Below are 17,716 nucleotides of genomic sequence, written 5' to 3'. Positions count from 1 at the left end.
AAGTTTCAATCGCGGATCTCGATCACGCCTATGAAACGTTGGGTATCAGTGAGAAAGGATCGAAAAGTTTACTAAAACTCGACATTAATGTGGCAATTTCCCTTTCGACCGCCGTTGAGGAAACAATTTCCAGAATCTTAGAATAATGGCGCAAAAACAGAAACATGCCGGGCGCATCGGATCGCCCTGCGATGGTTCGCTTCGGGTGCGTGGTCCGCAATCTCCGAACATACTCAATCGGCAACGAGCGCAGCTCGTTCTGGACAGCTGGCAACGGTATCAGGCCACCCGCGGATACTCAGATGGGACGAGGCGCGGAACGATGGACAGGACGCGCATGCGCCCTTCCGGCGTCCGGATCACGCCGCGTGCCCGTCCAACGGCAAGGCCCGCTCGACAAGCCGCGCGAAATAGCTCGCCCCGATCGGCGCCACCTCATCGTTGAAATCGAAGGCCGGGTGATGGCAGCGCGGCCCCTTTCCCTGTCCGAGGAACAGATAGGCTCCCGGGCGAACCTCCAGCATGAAGGAGAAATCCTCCGCGCCCATCTCTGCCGGCCAGTCCGGATCGACGCGATCCTCGCCCACAACTTCGCGGGCTACCTCGACGGCAAAGCCGGTCTCGTCGGGATGGTTGATCGTCGGCGGGTAATCCTCGGTATAGTCGAGCGCCACCTCTACCCCCATGGACAAGGCCACCCCGTCGCAGATCTCCCCGATCCGCCGCTTCATCAGCGCTCGTGCCTCATGCGTGAAGCACCGCACCGTCCCGGCCACCAGCCCCTCGGCGGGAACAACATTGGTCGCCTGTCCCGCCTGGATCTGGGTCACCGACAACACGACATTCTCGAAGGCGCTCACATTGCGCGTCAGCACCGTGTTCAGCGCAGACACCAGCTGGACACAGGCCGCCACGGGGTCCACGCAATCCTGCGGCCAGGCCGCATGTCCGCCAACGCCGCGCAGCGTGATCTCGAAATCATCGACAGCGGCCATCATCGGCCCGACCCGCGTCGCGAACCGCCCGGCTTCCATGTCCGGCGAGTTATGCAGCGCATAGACTTGCTCGATGCCGAACCGGTCCATGATGCCCTCGTCGCACATCACCTTGCCGCCGCCGCCCAGCTCCTCGCCCGGCTGGAAGATCAGCGCCACCGTGCCGGCGAAACGCCGTGTCTCGGCGAGGTATTTCGCCGCCCCAAGCAGCATGGTCGTGTGCCCATCATGGCCGCAGGCATGCATCCGCCCCTCGGTCTCCGAAGCATGTTCGGCCCCGGTTTCCTCGAAAATCGGCAGCGCATCCATATCGGCCCGGAGCCCGATCACCGGGCCCTCTGCCTGTCCCCGGATCAGCGCCACCATACCCGTCTCGGCATAACCCTCATGCAGCTCGTCCACGCCGAACTCCCGCAACCGCTCGGCCACGAAAGCGGCGGTCACAGGCAGATCCAGCCCAAGCTCGGGATGCCGGTGCAACCAGCGCCGCCAGCCTTGCATTTCCTCTGCATATCCCGCGATACGATTGAGAACCGGCATGGACATATCTCCCGAAAGCGCCCTAATTCGACGCGACCCTAGAACAAGGCCGGAGCGAAGCCCATGCCAGATTCCCTGATCTTCGACCCCAAGGGCGGCATGCCGCGCCTGCTGGAAATCATGGCCCGCCTGCGCGACCCTGAGACCGGCTGCCCGTGGGATATCGAACAGAGCTGGGACACCATCGCGCCCTACACGATCGAAGAGGCCTACGAGGTCGCCGACGCCATCGAGCGCGAGGCCTGGGACGAGCTCAAGGGCGAGTTGGGCGACCTGCTGTTGCAAGTCGTCTACTACACCCAGATGGGCACGGAGGAAGGCCGCTTCACCTTCGCCGAGATCGCCGACACGATCTCCGACAAGATGGTCGCCCGCCATCCGCATGTCTTCGGAACCGAAAGCCGCGACAAGTCCGCCGAGCAGCAGACCCGCGACTGGGAGGTCGTCAAAGCCGCCGAGCGCAAGGAGAAGGGAGAGCACCGCACGCTGGACGGGGTCGCCCTCGGCCTGCCCGCGCTGTTGCGGGCCTACAAGCTGCAGAAACGCGCCGCCCGCGTCGGCTTTGACTGGGACAATGCCGATCTGGTCCTCGACAAGATCCGTGAAGAGGCCGAGGAGCTTGCCGAGGCCTCCAAATCCGGCGACCGCGATGCCATCGAGGATGAAATGGGCGATATGCTCTTCGTGCTGGCCAATCTCTCCCGCCATTTCGGCATCGAGCCCGAACAGGCGCTGCGCCGGACCAACGCCAAGTTCACCCGCCGTTTCGGCGCAGTGGAAGACGCACTCCACGCAAGGGGCAGCTCGCCGGCCGCCTCCACGCTGGAGGAAATGGATGCCCTCTGGAACGATGCCAAGACTGCCGAGCGATCCGCCGCACCACGACCCAAGCCAGAGACCTGATAGGACGGTTCGAGCGAGGCCCCGGTCTCAAGCCCGAACCGCGCGCAGCGCGCGAAAGCAATGCGCCGAAGGGCGCGCAATCTGCTAGGCTGCCCGAACACCCTGTCCCAAAGCCCGCTCCGGATCCGCCACCATGCCCACCAGCCCGATTACCGATCTTGATACGCTCGACCAGATCTACGGACCTGCCATCCCGTCCTCTGTGGACAAGGTGGTCGACCACATCACGCCGCTCTACCGCCAGTGGATCGAGGCCGCGCGTTTCGCCATCCTGACCACCGTTGGCCCGGAAGGCACCGATGCCAGCCCGCGCGGCGATGTCGAACCGGTCTTGCGCGTCGCAGATCCCGGGACGCTCCTGCTACCGGATTGGCGCGGCAACAACCGGATCGACTCGCTGCGCAACATCGTCCGCGATCCGCGCGTGAGCCTGCTATTCCTCGTCCCCGGCTGCAACAACGTGGTCCGCGTCAACGGCCGTGCGATCGTGACCGCAGATCCGGACATGCTCGACAGCTTCGATCAAAACGGGCAGCACCCCAGGACGGTCATCGTCATTTCCGTCGAAGAGGCCTATTTCCAATGTGCCAAGGCGCTGATGCGCTCGCGCCTTTGGAGTCGTGGCGACGAAAGCGACAGCGTTCCGACCGCCGGAGCGTTTATCCGTGCCCGCGATGACGGCTTCGACGCCGAAGGCTACGATACCGGCTATGCCGACTATGCGCGCGACAGGATGTGGTAGACCAACTGCCCTGCCTCAGCTCAGGAGCTGCCTCAACACCCCGGGAAGCGCTTCCGAAATATCCTCGGCAATGAGCCCAGGGCCAATCTGTCGCCCCGCTTCGACATGCAGCCAGGCTCCGGTCACGGCCGCGTCGATTGGCCAGCCGCCGCGAGCGAGCAACCCCGTCACCAGCCCCGCCAGCACATCGCCGGAGCCCGCTGTCGCCAGCCAGGGCGCGGCACGCCCGTAACTGGCCGCGCTGACAACAGCGCGGCCGCCCGGCTCGGCGATCACCGTGTCCGGCCCCTTGAGCAAGACGAGGCAGCCCGCGCGGGCCGCTGCTTCCTGCACTGCGTCCACCTTGGAATAGACCGGCCCTTTCGCGGGTTCGGCCCGCAGCCGGTCGGCAATATCCGGGAAGAGCCGCGCGAATTCGCCCATATGCGGAGTCAGCACGACCTTCGAATGCAGATGCGCAAACAGGCTCGGCGGGTGCTCGGCGAAAGAAGTCAGCGCATCGGCGTCCAGAACGCAGCGTCGCCGGCTGCCAAGGGCCGTGAGCACCATGTCCCGCGTTCCGGCTCCGACCCCCAATGCCGGCCCAAGACAGAGCGCATTTAGCCGCTCGTCCTCCAGCAAGGCGCCCAGTTCCGATGCGCCATTGCAGCGCGCCAGCATGATCGCCGTGACCTGCGCGGCGCATTCCGCGATCGCCGTGCCGGGTGCTGCGAGCGTCACCAGCCCCGCGCCGACCCTGAGAGCGGCCCGCGCCGCCAACCGGGCCGCGCCCGTCCTCCCCGGCCCGCCAGAGACAATAATCGCATGTCCGTAATCATACTTGTGCCCGCGCGGCGTTTCCTCGCCGCCCTTGAGCAGCAAGTCGCTGCGCGGTGCGGCCAGCGTCGCCATGTCCTTCAGAACGGGAACGAGCCCCGGCTCGGCCCGCCGCAGCTCGCGCTCCTTCAGCCCGATATCGGCAACCTGCACCTCGCCGCACCATTCGGGGCCCTCAGCCAGCACATGCCCGCGTTTGAGCGTGTGAAAGGAAATCGTCAGCGCCTGTCGCAGAGGCAAACGCCCGGCCGTATTCCCCGGTCGTTCCAGCACCCGCCCGGAATCCATGCACAGCCCCGACGGCGCATCCACGGCGGCGAACCGGGCCGCGCCTTCCGGCAACCCGGCCTCGAAATCCGCCAGCGCCTGGTCCAGTTCCTGTGGCAGCGGCCGGGTCAGCCCGGTTCCGAACAGCGCGTCAACGACAAGATCGGGCGCCTTGTGGCTGGCCAGCGCCCAGTCCGCGAACTCCGTGACCGGCCCCAGCTCGCGCCAGCGTGCGCAATTCTCCCGCGCATCCCCGCGTAACCCGTCGGCCTCGCCATAGAGGAAGACCTGCACAACCCAGCCCCGTTCGCGCAGCAACCGCGCGATGACGAATCCGTCGCCGCCATTGTTCCCCGGACCGCAGAAGACGACGGCTTCGCGCGCTCTCTCCGCCAGTTCCGGCCAGCGCTCGTAGATCGCCGCGACAACACCCGCCCCGGCGCGCTCCATCAATTCCAGACCACTCGCCTGACCCGTATTGAAAGCCGCCTGCTCGATGGCGCGCATTTGGGCAGATGTCAGAAGTTCGGTCATCGGATTCGCCTCATTTGTTTTTCGTTTGCCCACAACCAGAGCAACTTGCTTAATTTTTAACCACAGCCTTCGGAAAGACCCTTTCCCTACCGGCTCCGCCCCGCCTCATGAATTGTCCCGCCCCGGGGATGATGGTCTGAGGATTCACCGGGACGGATCACAGGGAGTCGGCCGACACCATGAAAAAAATCGAAGCGATCATCAAACCTTTCAAGCTCGACGACGTGAAGGAAGCTCTTCAGGACGTGGGTGTTCAGGGTCTGAGCGTCATCGAGGTCAAAGGGTTCGGTCGCCAGAAGGGCCATACCGAGCTATATCGCGGTGCCGAATATGTCGTAGATTTTCTGCCCAAAGTGAAGATCGAAGTCGTCCTTCCGGACGATCAGCTCGACACCGCCATCGACGCAATCGTGACTGCGGCCAAGACCGACAAGATCGGCGACGGAAAGATCTTCGTCTCCACGGTCGAGCAGGCGGTCCGCATTCGCACCGGCGAGGACGGCGACGAAGCCCTTTGAGCCGCGCAATCATCATCATCGTTAACACCAGTTCAACAGACAAAGAGGGAACCAAGTTCACATGAGCAAGGAAGCCGTTCTCAAGACAATCGCCGACGAAGACGTCGCCTATGTCGATATCCGCTTCACCGACCCGCGCGGCAAACTCCAGCACGTCACCGTGATGGCCGACCAGGTCGATGAAGACTTTCTCGAGGAAGGCTTCATGTTCGATGGATCCTCCATCGCAGGCTGGAAGTCGATCGACGAGTCCGACATGAAGCTGATGCCCGACACCGAGTCCGCCTATATGGACCCGTTCTACGCCGAGAAAACCCTCGCCGTGCATTGTTCGGTCGTCGAGCCTGACACCGGCGAGCATTATGATCGCGACCCGCGCGGAACCGCCGAAAAGGCCGAAGCCTACCTGAAATCCTCCGGTATCGGCGACGTCTCCTATTTCGGTCCGGAAGCCGAGTTCTTCCTGTTCGACGACGTTCGTTTCCAGGTCGACATGAACAAGGTCTCCTACCAGGTCGATGCCGTGGACGCCTCCTGGAACACCGATACCGAGTACGAGATGGGCAATATGGGCCATCGTCCGGGTATCAAGGGCGGCTATTTCCCGGTCAACCCGACCGATGAAAGCCATGACCTGCGCTCCGAGATGCTCTCGACCATGAAGCGCATGGGCATGAAGGTCGACAAGCACCACCACGAAGTGGCGTCCTGTCAGCACGAGCTTGGCCTGATCTTCGGCTCGCTCACGCATCAGGCGGATGAGCTGCAGAAATACAAGTACGTCATCCACAACGTTGCCCACGCCTATGGCAAGTCGGCCACCTTCATGCCGAAGCCGATCGCTGGCGACAACGGCACTGGCATGCACGTCAACATGTCGATCTTCAAGGACGGAAAGCCGCTCTTCTCCGGCGACAAATATGCCGACCTCTCCGACGAGGCCCTGTGGTTTATCGGTGGTGTCCTCAAGCACGCCAAGACGCTGAACGCCTTCACCAACCCGTCGACCAACTCCTACAAGCGTCTGATCCCCGGCTTCGAAGCCCCGGTTCTGCGCGCTTACTCCGCCCGCAACCGCTCCGGCTGCGTTCGGATCCCGTGGGCCGAAAGCCCGAAGGCCAAGCGCGTCGAGGCTCGTTTCCCCGATCCGGCAGCGAACCCCTACCTGTGCTTCGCAGCCCTCCTGATGGCCGGCCTCGACGGCATCAAGAACAAGATCGATCCGGGCGAAGCCATGGACAAGGACCTCTACGACCTGCCCGCCGAAGAACTGGCCGGTATCCCGACGGTCTGTGCCTCCCTGCGCGAAGCCATGGAAAGCCTGGAGGCCGATCACGACTTCCTGCTGGCCGGCGACGTATTCACCAAGAGCCAGATCGAAGGCTACATGGATCTCAAGTGGGAAGAGATCTACGCCTACGAGCACACGCCGCACCCGATGGAATACAAGCTGTACTACAGCTGCTAAACCCAAGAAAAACAGGGACAGTGACAGCAGGAGGCGCCTTCGCGGGCGCCTCCTTTTTCGTGCTGTGTTGCCAAAGAATAGTTGGACAACAATTTGGGAAACTCTTGGCTTCTTTTGCTCTTTTTTAGTCTTCCGATCCTAGAAGGGGCAGGCCGGAGAACGGTATCGAGTAGAAAGCCGATCGGAAAAAGACGAATGGACCTTGCATCCAGAATCTGTCGTGCACCTGCGGTGGTCCGCATTGCCGTGAGTTGCGTTCTCTGTCTGGTTGGTGTGTCCTTCCCCGCCCGGGCCGAGACGGTCAGATACGACTACGTGCTGGACATCATGGATATGAAAGGCGCGGTTGCGGAGTCGCCGTTCGACCTGTCGGAGGAGGTTCAGATCTTCGGCAGTTTCACGCTGGGCACGACGCGCGACGAAAACGCACCGGGAAATTCTGCCGGCGCAAGAGAGACGACCAGCATTACAGACAGCGTTTTCGCCTTTTCCTGGGAGACCGGGAGTTATGAGAGCGGCTCTGTGGCGGATGCAGAATACTGGTCGAAATTCATCGGCGGTGGGTCGAACGCAAGCCTGGCCCTGGGGGGCTCCGAATTCAAGGACGGACCCGGTTTCGGGCCGCTTGGCACGTACGAGTTTTCGAGCCTGAAAATCAAGCTGAAGGACCTGCAGAACACGGGCGAGTCGACCGATGACACTCCACCAGACCTGCTCGACCTGTCGACTTTCGGCAAGTCGAGCTTTTCCCTTCGCTTCATCGACGGGCCTGACAAGATCACCTACTCGGGCGACGTGTCGTCCCTCGAAGCGCTTGCCGCGAGCGGGATTGGGTCCGACGCGGATGTCGCCGTTCCGCTGCCACCGAGCCTGTTCGGGTGTCTTGGCGGATTCGGCTTGCTCTGGCTGCGACGGTTCAGGGCAGAGCGCCGCTTTGGGCGGCTGGATCAGCGCGCCTCCGGGCCGGCCTCTGGCCGCCTGCGGCTCGGCGCCTCCTGAGCGCAAATCCGGGGCGCGCGTCCTCGTGTCCTCACGATGGATCGACTCGTGTCCTCAAGATGGATCGAGATGAGCACCCGTTGTGAAGCCAATTCGTGAGTTGGTGCGGGCAGTACACTGGCTGCCTGCCCTGCAATTGGCGCGAAGGGCGACCCGGTCGTGCCAAACGATCCCTGAAGATCCGGAGCTTCGACGAAAGAACGGGCCCTCCCGCGCGGCATGGAGGCAAAGAGCCGGACCGCTGCGCCTGGAGAGGGCTGTCAGGTCACCCTGTTCTGGCGGAACATGATGTAGAGCCCGGAGAGGAGGATCACCCCGGCGCCGGCATAGCTCATAACGTCGGGCCTCTCGCCGAAGGCGATCATGCCGAGACCGACGCCGAAGAGGATGCGCGTGTAGCGGAAGGGCGTGACAAAGGAGACCTCGCCGGTCCGCATCGCTTCGGTCAGCGCCATGTAAGCCCCGAGCCCGAAGAAAGCACCGAAAAACAGGGTCAGGATGGAGGTGCCGTCCGGCACCGTCGCGCCACCGGAGAAGGCCAGAAGAACAAACCCGGTCGGGAGTAGGATCGAGAAACCGCAAATGCCGATCTGGGCATTGGAAAGCGTGCGCGGCGCGGCGCGGGTTGCCAGGTCGCGGCCTGCAAATCCTGCCATGCCCGCAATGGCCAGAAGGGTCGCGGCGGTGAAACCGGCCGTCCCCGGGCGCAGGATCATCAGCACGCCGACAAAGCCGATCAGGATCGCCAGCCATCGCCGCCAACCGACCTTTTCGCGCAGGAAGAGCGCAGCTCCCGCGACGACGACGATTGGTGTCGCCTGCATGATGGCGGAGGCGTCGGAGAGCGGGATAAGCGCGATGGCCAGCGTGTAGAACATCCGCGCGGAGCCTTCGAACCCCGCCCGCAGGATCATCGGCCGCGAGAACATGTCGCGATGCAGGATCGGTTCGCCGCGCGACAGCGCCAGGAGGCTGAAGAAAAGCGTTCCCAGGACGCCCCAGACCATGAGGACTTGTCCGACAGGCATCTGTCCGGCGGCAGTCTTGAGGCACATGTCCTCAAGGGCGAAACCGGCCATCGACAGGGTCATGAATCCGGCGCCCACGAGGTTGTCGGGGAGGGTGCGCACTCAGGTGTCGCCGGAGAGCAGTGAAAGCATCTCATGTGCGGCAGCCGCCGGAGCGAGTTCGCCGCCGGCAACCCGGATGCCCAGCCGGTCCATTTGCGATCGCATCTCGGACGAGTTGCTCAACCGTGCCAGCAGGCCCATCCGGACCTCTTCCTCGAACCATTTCCGCGCCTGGTTGGCTCGCCGGGCGTCCCAGTATCCGTTCTCCCGACGCCAGTCGGCCAACGTGTTCATCTCGTCCCAAGCGACCTCGAGCCCGTTGCCCGCGACCGCGGAGACGGTCATCGCCTTGGGGAAATCCTCCGGATCCTCGGGCCGTTTGCGCAGCAGCCGCAGCGCGCCCGCGTAATCGGCGCAGGTCCGGTTGGCGACAGGCTTCAGCTCGCCATCGGCCTTGTTGATCAGGATCATGTCGGCAATTTCCATGATGCCGCGCTTGACCCCCTGAAGCTCATCGCCGCCCGCCGGGGCCAGCAACAGCAGGAAGAGGTCCGACATATCCGCGACCATGGTTTCGGACTGGCCGACCCCGACCGTCTCGATCAGCACGACATCATAGCCGGCCGCCTCGCACAAGGTGACCACCTCGCGGGTGCGTCGGGCAACGCCACCGAGCTGGCTCTGGCTGGGAGAGGGACGGATGAAGGCCTCGCGTTTGCGCGAGAGCTCTTCCATCCGGGTCTTGTCTCCGAGGATCGAGCCGCCGGAGCGCGCCGAGGAGGGGTCGACCGCCAGAACCGCGACTTTCAACCCTTGTTCGACCAGCATCAGGCCGAAGGCCTCGATAAAGGTGGATTTTCCGACACCGGGTGTGCCGGACAGGCCGAGCCGAAGCGCCTGGCGACCGCAGCCGGCAATGCGTTTGCCGAGGGTCGTGGCCTGTGCCCGGTGATCCTCACGGCTGCTTTCGACCAGGGTGATGGCGCGGGCCAGCGCCCGGCGTTCGCCGTCCATGACCCGGCGTGCAAGATCCTCGATATCCATCCGCTCTTCCTCGATCGCTGTCTTGGTGCTGTCTTTGTGCCCAAGAGCGGCGAATGTCCAGAACCGGCGGTGGCGATTCTGCGCGCGTGCCCGGGCGGGGAATAGCGGGATTGCACACAGGTCGACGCTCCTGAACGGGCAGGGACCGGTTGGCCTGTGGCGTTGCAGGGTTCCACAATTCTGTTCAATGCGCGGCAAAAACCAACTATGCAGACGCGGACCTGAGCAAAGGAGTCCCCCTATGTCCGATGACCGCCTGATTGTTGCCCTCGATGTTCCCAACGCCATTGCGGGGCTGGAACTTGCCGGCAAGCTTGGGGATGCCGTCTCCTTCTACAAGATCGGCTTGGGCATGTTGACGGGCGGCGGCTTGGCGCTGGCCAACGAACTCAAGGGGGAGCATGGCAAGCGTATCTTCCTCGACATGAAGCTCTTCGATATCGGCGCGACGGTCGAGGCAGCCGTGCGGGGGCTGGCCCAGTTTGAACTCGATTTTCTCACCGTGCATGGCGACCCGCATGTGGTGCGCGCGGCACAAGAGGGCAAGGGCGGCAGCGACCTGAAGATCCTCGCCGTGACGGTTCTGACATCGCTTGACCGCGCCGATCTCGACGCGGGCTGCATCAAGCCGGGCGACATTCGGGACATCGTTCTCGAACGGGCCATCAACGCGTTGAATGCCGGTGCGGACGGGCTGATCGCCTCGCCGCAGGAAGCGTCGCTGCTTCGCGCACTTCCGGAAGCGGAGGGCAAGCTCATCGTGACCCCGGGCGTTCGTCCTGCCGGGGCCGATCTGGGAGATCAGAAACGGGTGATGACACCGGCCGAAGCCATTGCCAATGGCGCCGATCACGTCGTGGTCGGCCGCCCGGTCTGGCGGGCCGAGGATCCGCGCGCCGCAGCGCAGGCGATCCTGCGGGAGCTGGCCAGCCCGCAGGCGAAACGGCCCAACAGCTGAGCCGACGGGGGGGCAGGGCCTCCCTCGCGCCTTCGATGCACGGAAGATCGGCCGGGGGCATGCCCGGCCTTGAGGAGCAGCAGCATGAAGACCGAACGGCAGAAAATGGCGGCGGGCGAGTGGTACACATGTCTCGACGCGGAACTGGATGACCTCCGGGCGACCGCCCGCTCCGCTGTGCATGAGCATAACAGCTTGCCGCCGGAGGAACGCGGCGCGATCGGCCCGAAACTCGCGCGGCTCCTTACCGCGAAAGACGCCATGATCGAGGCGCCGTTTCATTGCGCCTATGGCATCAATATCGTCCTTGGCGACCAGGTCTATCTGAATGCCGGTTGCACGATCCTGGATTGTGCAACCGTGACCATCGGCGAGCAAAGCGCGCTCGGACCGAATGTGCAGATCTACTGCGCTGAACATCATCAGGATCCGGTCAAGCGGACGGTTGACGGGCTGGAGATCGCCCATCCGGTCCACATCGGAAAGCGGGTCTGGATCGGCGGAGGGGCAATCATCCTGGCCGGCCTGACAATCGGAGACGGGGCGGTTGTCGGGGCAGGCAGCGTGGTTACACGGGACGTTCCCCCGGAAACAGTTGTTGTCGGCAATCCGGCGCGAGCGATCAAGCGGAACGACTGAGCGGGTTCATCTGCAGAGTTCTGCGGGAGGCCCGCGCCAGATCTCGGCACGGTCCTTTGCCTTGTGCCCTGTTGCGCGCAAAGGGTGACGGGCTCGGCCCTTCTCCCTTTGCGCATCAGGAGACGTTGGCGTCAGTTCTCGTTGATATCGGTGTCGAAGGTCTTCACAGATCCGCCGCGCAGTCCGAAGACCTGCCGCATCACCAGCCAGGCGGCGAGCGAGAGCACTGAGAAGGTGACGAGGAGGGTCGGCAGGGAATCGGCCAGCGCCCCTCCCAGGGCGCCGCCCATGGCCAGCAGGAGCGCTGTCACCCCGGCCCCCACGGCAAAGCCGAGAAAGATCCAGCCTGGCGCAAAGACCTCGAGAATCGCCAGAACGAGCCCGGCTGCCGCCCACGCCCACCATTCGTTCCAGATCATCACGATTTTCCCTTCAGCATCTTGAAAGCGTCGCCAAAGGCTTCCAGCGCATTGGCCGGCAGCACGATTGTCTGCTTGCCGCTGCCATTGCCGAGCGCGTTGAGCGCCTCGACCTGTTTCAGCGCGACCTGGTATTGCGCTGCCTCAAGCCCGTTCTCCCGGATTGCCGCAGCGACCACACCGGTCGCATAGGCTTCCGCGTCGGCCTGGATACGACGCGCCTTGGCGATCTGTTCGGCGGCATAAAGCTCGGCATCCGCCGACAGCTCGACGGACCGTTTCTGACCCTCGGCCTCGGTCACTTGCGCCCGCCGCGCCCGCTCGGCGTTAAGCTGCTGCAGCATCGCTTCGCGCGTGGCGGTGTCGAGATTGACGTCGAGGATTTCGGCGCGTGTCACCTCGATCCCCCAATCGTCCACCGCGTCCTCGACCAGCGCCTTGATCTGCCCGATCAACTGGGTGCGGTTGGACTGGACCTCGTCCAGCTCCATCTTGCCGATCTCGGCCCGGACGATACCGGCAACGGTCGTGGCAATGGCGCCATCGACATCGCGGATCCGGTAGACGGTCTTTTCCGGCTCGAGGATGCGGTAGAAGACCGAGGTGTCGATCTGCACGAGAACGTTGTCCGAGGTGATCGCATCCTGGCTGGCATTGGGCAGCTGGCGTTCGAGGATCGAGACCCGGTGCGCAACCCGGTCCAGAAAGGGCACGATCAGGTTCAGGCCCGGCCCGAGCACCGCGCGCAGCCGGCCGAAGCGTTCGACCACGTATTTCTCGGATTGCGGGACGATCCGGACCCCGAGAAACACACAGACAATAATGAAGGCGGCGATCAGCAGAAGCACGATCGAGCCGCCGGTCAGGGAAGCAAGAAGATCATTGGGCATGAGAGAACTGGTCCTGTCGGTTTACCTGGCGCGACTATGCCTGCCCTAGCCGCCGCTGCAAAGGGGCGCAAAAGCGCGCATTGTCGAATTCTACCGCAGGATCAGTAGCAGAGCACCGTGGCGGCCTCGTCGGCCAGCCCGACCAGCACGTCCGGCAGGGCGAACTCCGCCGGCCTGCCGTCCAGCAGGCTCTCGTCATAGCCGCGTGCCTTTGCCGACATGCCGGAGAGGTAGAACCGCCCGCCATGGTCGGCGATCTCCTCCAGGTGATCGGACAGCCGCCCCGTGCCCAGCCCGGTCAGCACCGCCGCCACTTCCGGATCGAAAAGCCGAACCGCATCGCCCGCCAGAAACACCCTGGTCTCATGCCCGGCCTTGGCAGCCGTTGCCGCGACGAGGCAGCCGAGTGTTGCCTTCGTGGGGTCTTCGGGGCCGGTCGTGATATGAATCAGGAAATCGGACATGAACGCTACTCCTATGTAATGCGGTCATCCTGACACAGGTTGACCGCTCCGCGAATGGGTTTGCGGCCCGGTCCGGGCGCGTTTTTTCCGACATAACGCCGCCGCCGCAGGCCGGTGTCCTTTCGGGGGGCTGGCCGGTTTGCCCGCCGGGCCGTCAGAGCGCCGCCCTTGCCCGGCAAGAGGCTTGCGATGCCGGGAATGCGCGGCTCAGCCATCGAGACCTTCCCACCAGAGCGCGACGCAGGATTGCAGCTCCCGGACGCCGCGCGGATGCGAGACATATGTCGCGACCGGCATCATCTCCCAGCATTGTCCCTCATCGCCGAAGCTGATTTCGCCGATCAGCCGTTTGGGCAGACGCGCCGCGAGAAAGACGGCTTCGAGCCGGTGAGGTTCGAATTTGACGAAGCGGGCCGCAAAATCGAACCCGTCCGCCGAAAGCGACACGCCGAACTCCTCCTGCACCTCCCGCAGCGCACAGTCCCGAATCGTTTCGCCCGGATCGCGCAGCCCGCCGGGCAGGTCCCATTTGTCGGGGTCGGGGATATGGTCGAAATCATCGCGCAGGTAGCAGAGCAGCTGATCGCCCGACCAGAGCGCCAGCTTGGCCCCGACGAGCCCTGTATCGCCCAAAAGGCTTTCGAATCCGCTTGCGGCCATGCCGACCTCCCCTGTTTCCCCGTGCTCCGCGCCCCTCCTGCATATCTCCCGCGCGCTGCCCGCCCAAGTGCCAAGCCGCTTGCCGCTCCCCGCCCAGATCGCTAATGCTCCTCGAACGACAACGGGGAGATGGAAATGGCGCGAAATGCAGCCGAGGCCGAGCACCAGCGCGAAAGCTCGAAACGGGTCGGGATGCTCCGGGCGCTGTTCCCTTACTTTTCGCCCTATCGCCGCTATGTCATCCTCGCAGGAATCGCGCTCGTCATCACTGCCAGCGTCTCGCTGCTGCTGCCGATGGCCGCCCGCCGCGTGGTTGACGGTTTCGAGGACGGGGCGCTGGCGCTGTTGGACGGCTATTTCATGGCCGCCATCGGCATCGCCGCCATTTTCGCCCTTGGCACGGGCATGCGTTACTACATCGTCACCCGGCTCGGCGAACGGGTCGTGGCCGATTTGCGCAAGGCCGTCTTCGCCCGCATGATCGCCATGAGCCCGACCTGGTTCGAGGGGCTCATGACAGGGGAGGTCATCTCCCGCATCACAACGGACACGACGCTGATCCTGCAGGTGATCGGCTCTTCTGTTTCCTGGTTCCTGCGCAACACGCTGCTTTTCGTGGGCGGGCTGGTGATGATGTTCTTCACCTCGGTCAAGCTGACGCTGATGGTGCTGGCGATCATCCCGGTCGTCATCCTGCCGATCCTCGCGCTCGGCCGCCGCGTGCGCAAACTCTCCCGCGAGAACCAGGACTGGATTGCACAGAGCTCCGGCAATGCCGCCGAGGCGTTGCAGGCCGCGCAGACGGTGCAGGCCTATTCGCATGAGGCTGCCAGCCGAGACCGCTTTGGCGAGGTTACGGAAGCCAGCTACCGTTCCGCCAAGGTCCGCATTGGCGTGCGCGCGGCCCTGACCATGATCATCATTTTCGTGGTCTTCTCCGGCATTCTCGGCGTTCTCTGGATCGGTGCCCGTGACGTGCGCGGCGACGTGATGACCGCCGGCGAGCTGGTGCAGTTCCTGATCTATGCCGGCATCATGGCCGGCTCCGTTGCCGCCCTCTCCGAGATCTGGGGCGAGCTGCAACGGGCCGCCGGTGCCACCGAGCGGCTTATCGAACTGCTCGAAGCAGAGGACACCGTCTCCGATCCCGCTGCTCCCGTCGCGCTCCCCACGCCAGCCCGCGGCGAGATCGCGTTCGAGGACGTGGGCTTCCATTACCCGACCCGCCCCGAGGACGCCGCCCTCAACGGTGTTTCCTTCACCGTGAAACCCGGCGAACAGGTCGCCCTTGTCGGTCCCTCCGGAGCGGGCAAATCCACCATTCTCCAACTGCTGTTGCGCTTCTACGACCCGCAGCAGGGCGCTGTCCGGCTCGATGGCATCGCGTTGCCGGAAATGGAACGCGCCGCCTTCCGCCGTGCGCTGGCACTTGTCCCGCAGGACCCGGTCATCTTCGCCGAGACGGCGCGTGAGAATATCCGCTTCGGCCGCCCCGAAGCCACCGATGCCGAGGTCGAGGCCGCCGCCCGCGCCGCCCAGGCGCATGACTTCATCACCGCCATGCCCAAGGGCTACGAAACCTATGTCGGCGAGCGCGGCGTGATGCTCTCGGGCGGCCAGAAACAGCGCATCGCCATTGCCCGGGCCATCCTGCGCGACGCCCCGGTGCTGCTGCTCGACGAGGCCACTTCCGCGCTCGACGCCGAGAGCGAACGCGCCGTGCAAGGCGCCGTGGACGCGATGACCGAAGGCCGCACGACCCTGATCGTCGCCCACCGCCTGGCCACCGTGAAGCAGGCCGACCGCATCCTCGTCTTCGAGGCCGGCCGGATCGTGGCCGAGGGCACGCATGACGAGTTGGTCGCCCAGGGCGGCCTCTATGCCCGCCTCGCCCGGCTGCAATTCACCGATGGTCTCGCGGCTGAATAGGCCCGCCTGGGCAATCGGGTTGCCTTGTCGCGGCAACTTCGAGGATCATGCGCGCGTTGAATGAGGTTTCGGCGGCGAGGCCATTCGCGTGGGGCCGCCAGATAGGAGCGCGCTTTGAGAGATTGCCCGATTGTCTATCATATTCCCGTCTGTCCTTTCTCGCAGCGACTTGAAATCCTGCTGGCGTTGAAAGGCACACCCGATGCCGTGGCCTTCGAGGTTGTCGACATAACCCGGCCCCGCGATCCGGCGTTGCTGCGCAAGACGCGCGGCACCACAGCCCTTCCAGTGCTGGAAATGACGGATGGAAAGATCATCAAGGAAAGCCTCGTCATCCTGCGCTATCTCGACGAGGCCATCGGCGATCGGCAGATCCGACGCTCCGACACGCTGGAGCACGCGGTCGAAGGCATGTTGATCGGCCGCGAGGGCGCCTTCACGATGGCGGGCTATCTGTATGTCATGAACCGGGATCCGGCGGAAACGGGCCCCCATCGCGAAAGGCTCCTGGCGCTCTATCGCGATCTGAACGATTTCCTTCTTGAGCACAATCCGGAGGGCACATGGCTGTTCGAGGAATTCGGGCTGGCGGAAGCCGTCTTCACGCCGATTTTCATGCGCTTCTGGTTTCTCGATTACTTCGAAGGTTTCGACCTGCCGGATGCCCCCGGCTACGCCCGTGTCGCGCGCTGGCGCACGGCGTGCCTGGGGCATCCCGCGGCCCAGCAGGTCTCCCGCGAACAGATCGTGAAGCTCTACTACGACTATGCGCTCGGCGCCGGGAACGGGTCTTTGCCAGAGGGGCGCACGGTCTCCAGTTTCACCTTCGACCCCGAATGGCGCGACCGGCCCTGGCCTCCGCGTGACAAGTTCGGACCAACTGCCACGGACACAGATCTCGGCCTTCTTTCGAGCTGAACCGGTTTCCTGTCGCCAGAGCCCCGTCCCCGTGTCGCGCGGGGTGATCAGCGCCCTAGCCGGCGCCTTTCGTCTCGATTTTCACCATCCCGCCACAATGCTTGCAATGGACCGCATCGATGTCATGCCGGGTCAGCCCGCAGGTCGGGCAGGGGGCATGGACCTTGTTGGGGGTGAAAATCGCGCCGGCCAGGCGCAGGAAAAGCGAAACGCCAACCACCATGATCAGGATCGCGAAGAGCTTGGCCGGGGGTGTCTGCGGGGTCAGGTCGCCATACCCGGTCGTGGTGAGGGTTGTCACCGTGTAGTAGAGCGAGTCGATATAGCCCGCCATGCCGCGGTTCGCATCGGCAAAGAGTTCGAAGACACCCGAGGTTGTGACGAAGACGAAGACCACGAGGTTCAATGCCGCGACAAGTGCGTCCTCATGTTCGCGGAAGAATTGCGACCCGCTTCGGAGGTCCTGCAACAGGTAGTTCGAATGTCCAAGTCGCAAGCCGCGCAGGATTCGCAGGAAGGTCAGGTTGATGGCGATAAAGGGGTCGAACAGGAGCGAGCCGAGGACGATGACATCGGCGATCACATAGACCCGTCCCAGATGCGCCCATCGGTTCGGCGCGATCCAGAGCCGGCAGAGGAAATCCGCCAGGATCACGATCGCCAGAAGCACGTTGATTGCCTTGATCAGTGGGGTCATCGGGAACGGCGTGACGGCGATGAAATAGGCCACCGTGGCGAGATCAAAGACGATGAGCGCATAGCGGAAGCGAACCGACCTCTGCGCCTGTCCTGTATAGAGCGAAACAATCCGCGATTTCAGTCGGTTCATTCGTCGCCTCCCCGCCGCAGACTAGGCCGGAAATATGCGCGAGGGGAAGCCCGGGCGTGGTGCGACCATTCACACGCAGCGGCAAACGGCGCGGGATATGCGAGACTTGGTGGC

At 63.9% G+C, this 17,716-nt stretch carries 18 protein-coding genes; 9 read left to right on the top strand and 9 right to left on the bottom strand.

The genetic code is table 11. The features are described 5' to 3' along the window. Positions 1 to 359: 359 nt before the first annotated feature. The gene (locus R3X27_RS14070; RefSeq protein ID WP_317709500.1) at positions 360 to 1,535 is read right to left on the bottom strand and encodes a M20 aminoacylase family protein; all 1,176 of its coding nucleotides are present in this window, start codon (positions 1,533 to 1,535) and stop codon (positions 360 to 362) included. Between the two features lie 63 nt (positions 1,536 to 1,598). On the opposite strand from R3X27_RS14070, the gene mazG reads away from it, so the two are divergent. Continuing rightward, a complete protein-coding gene (gene mazG / locus R3X27_RS14065) occupies positions 1,599 to 2,438 on the top strand; it encodes a nucleoside triphosphate pyrophosphohydrolase (protein WP_317709499.1) in 840 nt (279 codons plus the stop codon). Between the two features lie 133 nt (positions 2,439 to 2,571). Then, entirely contained in the window at positions 2,572 to 3,180 is a 609-nt protein-coding gene (locus R3X27_RS14060; RefSeq protein WP_317709498.1) for a pyridoxamine 5'-phosphate oxidase family protein, read from the top strand. Positions 3,181 to 3,195: 15 nt separating this feature from the next. On the opposite strand, the gene R3X27_RS14055 is transcribed toward R3X27_RS14060, so the two are convergent. After that, entirely contained in the window at positions 3,196 to 4,797 is a 1,602-nt protein-coding gene (locus R3X27_RS14055) for an NAD(P)H-hydrate dehydratase (protein ID WP_317709497.1), read from the bottom strand. Positions 4,798 to 4,976: 179 nt separating this feature from the next. On the opposite strand from R3X27_RS14055, the gene R3X27_RS14050 reads away from it, so the two are divergent. The 3 genes from R3X27_RS14050 (at position 4,977) to R3X27_RS14040 (ending at position 7,782) form a co-directional block, all read left to right on the top strand. Then, entirely contained in the window at positions 4,977 to 5,315 is a 339-nt protein-coding gene (locus tag R3X27_RS14050) for a P-II family nitrogen regulator (RefSeq protein WP_317709496.1), read from the top strand. Positions 5,316 to 5,376: 61 nt separating this feature from the next. After that, a complete protein-coding gene (glnA, locus tag R3X27_RS14045) occupies positions 5,377 to 6,783 on the top strand; it encodes a type I glutamate--ammonia ligase (protein WP_317709495.1) in 1,407 nt (468 codons plus the stop codon). A gap of 195 nt (positions 6,784 to 6,978) precedes the next feature. Further along, positions 6,979 to 7,782: a hypothetical protein gene (locus R3X27_RS14040; protein ID WP_317709494.1), complete on the top strand. Its 804-nt coding sequence runs from the start codon at positions 6,979 to 6,981 to the stop codon at positions 7,780 to 7,782. A 260-nt stretch (positions 7,783 to 8,042) separates the two neighbouring features. Here R3X27_RS14040 and R3X27_RS14035 read toward each other — a convergent pair whose 3' ends face one another. Beyond that, entirely contained in the window at positions 8,043 to 8,912 is an 870-nt protein-coding gene (locus tag R3X27_RS14035; protein WP_317709493.1) for a DMT family transporter, read from the bottom strand. Continuing rightward, complete coding sequence (gene meaB, locus R3X27_RS14030) at positions 8,913 to 9,896, bottom strand: methylmalonyl Co-A mutase-associated GTPase MeaB (RefSeq protein WP_317709492.1); 984 nt, start codon at positions 9,894 to 9,896, stop codon at positions 8,913 to 8,915. Positions 9,897 to 10,137: 241 nt separating this feature from the next. On the opposite strand from meaB, the gene pyrF reads away from it, so the two are divergent. Beyond that, entirely contained in the window at positions 10,138 to 10,854 is a 717-nt protein-coding gene (pyrF, locus tag R3X27_RS14025) for an orotidine-5'-phosphate decarboxylase (RefSeq protein WP_317709491.1), read from the top strand. A gap of 84 nt (positions 10,855 to 10,938) precedes the next feature. Next, complete coding sequence (locus R3X27_RS14020) at positions 10,939 to 11,493, top strand: sugar O-acetyltransferase (RefSeq protein ID WP_317709490.1); 555 nt, start codon at positions 10,939 to 10,941, stop codon at positions 11,491 to 11,493. A 131-nt stretch (positions 11,494 to 11,624) separates the two neighbouring features. On the opposite strand, the gene R3X27_RS14015 is transcribed toward R3X27_RS14020, so the two are convergent. The 4 genes from R3X27_RS14015 to R3X27_RS14000 all read right to left on the bottom strand — a co-directional run bounded on the left by R3X27_RS14015 (position 11,625) and on the right by R3X27_RS14000 (position 13,926). After that, a complete protein-coding gene (locus R3X27_RS14015) occupies positions 11,625 to 11,912 on the bottom strand; it encodes a hypothetical protein (RefSeq protein ID WP_317709489.1) in 288 nt (95 codons plus the stop codon). Further along, positions 11,912 to 12,802, bottom strand: a complete 891-nt coding sequence (locus R3X27_RS14010; protein ID WP_317709488.1) for an SPFH domain-containing protein — start codon at positions 12,800 to 12,802, stop codon at positions 11,912 to 11,914. The genes R3X27_RS14015 and R3X27_RS14010 overlap by 1 nt, the downstream gene beginning before the upstream one ends. Positions 12,803 to 12,903: 101 nt before the next feature. After that, positions 12,904 to 13,266, bottom strand: coding sequence for a DsrE family protein (locus R3X27_RS14005; RefSeq protein ID WP_317709487.1), 363 nt, complete (start codon positions 13,264 to 13,266; stop codon positions 12,904 to 12,906). Positions 13,267 to 13,473: 207 nt separating this feature from the next. Then, positions 13,474 to 13,926 (bottom strand): NUDIX hydrolase, encoded by a 453-nt coding sequence (locus tag R3X27_RS14000; protein WP_317709486.1) that lies wholly within the window; start codon positions 13,924 to 13,926, stop codon positions 13,474 to 13,476. 135 nt (positions 13,927 to 14,061) lie between these two features. Here R3X27_RS14000 and R3X27_RS13995 point away from each other — a divergent pair, with 135 nt between their 5' ends. Both R3X27_RS13995 and R3X27_RS13990 read left to right on the top strand, forming a co-directional pair. Then, on the top strand, positions 14,062 to 15,855 hold the full coding sequence (locus R3X27_RS13995) for an ABC transporter transmembrane domain-containing protein (protein ID WP_317709485.1): 1,794 nt from the start codon (positions 14,062 to 14,064) through the stop codon (positions 15,853 to 15,855). Between the two features lie 114 nt (positions 15,856 to 15,969). Next, positions 15,970 to 16,773 (top strand): glutathione S-transferase family protein, encoded by an 804-nt coding sequence (locus R3X27_RS13990; RefSeq protein WP_317709484.1) that lies wholly within the window; start codon positions 15,970 to 15,972, stop codon positions 16,771 to 16,773. A gap of 55 nt (positions 16,774 to 16,828) precedes the next feature. On the opposite strand, the gene R3X27_RS13985 is transcribed toward R3X27_RS13990, so the two are convergent. Further along, complete coding sequence (locus R3X27_RS13985) at positions 16,829 to 17,602, bottom strand: ion channel (protein WP_317709483.1); 774 nt, start codon at positions 17,600 to 17,602, stop codon at positions 16,829 to 16,831. Positions 17,603 to 17,716 lie beyond the last annotated feature (114 nt).

The organism is Tropicimonas sp. TH_r6 (genome assembly GCF_033101155.1).
Taxonomy (GTDB): Bacteria; Pseudomonadota; Alphaproteobacteria; order Rhodobacterales; family Rhodobacteraceae; genus Tropicimonas.
Note: the sequence above shows the minus strand (reverse complement) of the source record. Positions and strands in the feature narration are given on the sequence as shown.

Excerpts from the sequence above, each read along its gene's own strand:
- R3X27_RS14070 (WP_317709500.1), bottom strand. The coding sequence starts at position 1,535 with ATGCCGGTTCTCAATCGTATCGCGGGATATGCAGAGGAAATGCAAGGC.
- mazG (WP_317709499.1), top strand. The coding sequence starts at position 1,599 with ATGCCAGATTCCCTGATCTTCGACCCCAAGGGCGGCATGCCGCGCCTG.
- R3X27_RS14060 (WP_317709498.1), top strand. The coding sequence starts at position 2,572 with ATGCCCACCAGCCCGATTACCGATCTTGATACGCTCGACCAGATCTAC.
- R3X27_RS14055 (WP_317709497.1), bottom strand. The coding sequence starts at position 4,797 with ATGACCGAACTTCTGACATCTGCCCAAATGCGCGCCATCGAGCAGGCG.
- R3X27_RS14050 (WP_317709496.1), top strand. The coding sequence starts at position 4,977 with ATGAAAAAAATCGAAGCGATCATCAAACCTTTCAAGCTCGACGACGTG.
- glnA (WP_317709495.1), top strand. The coding sequence starts at position 5,377 with ATGAGCAAGGAAGCCGTTCTCAAGACAATCGCCGACGAAGACGTCGCC.
- R3X27_RS14040 (WP_317709494.1), top strand. The coding sequence starts at position 6,979 with ATGGACCTTGCATCCAGAATCTGTCGTGCACCTGCGGTGGTCCGCATT.
- meaB (WP_317709492.1), bottom strand. The coding sequence starts at position 9,896 with ATGGATATCGAGGATCTTGCACGCCGGGTCATGGACGGCGAACGCCGG.
- pyrF (WP_317709491.1), top strand. The coding sequence starts at position 10,138 with ATGTCCGATGACCGCCTGATTGTTGCCCTCGATGTTCCCAACGCCATT.
- R3X27_RS14020 (WP_317709490.1), top strand. The coding sequence starts at position 10,939 with ATGAAGACCGAACGGCAGAAAATGGCGGCGGGCGAGTGGTACACATGT.
- R3X27_RS14015 (WP_317709489.1), bottom strand. The coding sequence starts at position 11,912 with ATGATCTGGAACGAATGGTGGGCGTGGGCGGCAGCCGGGCTCGTTCTG.
- R3X27_RS14010 (WP_317709488.1), bottom strand. The coding sequence starts at position 12,802 with ATGCCCAATGATCTTCTTGCTTCCCTGACCGGCGGCTCGATCGTGCTT.
- R3X27_RS14005 (WP_317709487.1), bottom strand. The coding sequence starts at position 13,266 with ATGTCCGATTTCCTGATTCATATCACGACCGGCCCCGAAGACCCCACG.
- R3X27_RS14000 (WP_317709486.1), bottom strand. The coding sequence starts at position 13,926 with ATGGCCGCAAGCGGATTCGAAAGCCTTTTGGGCGATACAGGGCTCGTC.
- R3X27_RS13995 (WP_317709485.1), top strand. The coding sequence starts at position 14,062 with ATGGCGCGAAATGCAGCCGAGGCCGAGCACCAGCGCGAAAGCTCGAAA.
- R3X27_RS13985 (WP_317709483.1), bottom strand. The coding sequence starts at position 17,602 with ATGAACCGACTGAAATCGCGGATTGTTTCGCTCTATACAGGACAGGCG.